1 protein-coding gene is annotated in these 396 nt (G+C 55.1%); it reads right to left on the reverse strand.

The window, feature by feature from the left end; translation table 11 throughout:
* Positions 1-380 (reverse strand): YjaZ family protein (locus DY467_RS26915; RefSeq protein WP_502706465.1); only part of this gene is annotated, 380 nt, incomplete at its 3' end.
* Positions 381-396: the final 16 nt, after the last annotated feature.

Raw genomic sequence — 396 nt, forward strand, 5'->3', positions numbered from 1 at the left:
CTTTCGACCATCAGGCGCAAATCGGCCTCGGCATTGTTCGCGGCCCTTTGGAGCATGAAATAGATCTCATAAGGACGCTTCTCCAGTTCGAGCCGAACGACGTAAACGTAATTGCGCCGTTGCGAGGTCTGGTGGACCTTGCTGCGTGGCAGAGCTTCAATCAGCTTTGGGAGCCGGAAGGAAAGCTTGTACCGGACCGGACAGAACACTCTGTGCCGATCTCTTGCTTCAGTCACGACAATCTGGTCGGGCGAATGGATGCCCTTGATGAATTTCTCGGTGTAGCAATGATTGGCGAATCCAACGTCGATCAGCAATTCTCGATTCATCGGCGCGCAGGGGCACGCGATTCTCATTGGCGCGAGATGACCGATCGGCATCTCCTCGCCGCAATAG

The organism is Rhodopseudomonas sp. BR0G17 (assembly GCF_010907025.1).
GTDB classification, from domain to species: Bacteria; Pseudomonadota; Alphaproteobacteria; order Rhizobiales; family Xanthobacteraceae; genus Rhodopseudomonas; species Rhodopseudomonas palustris_H.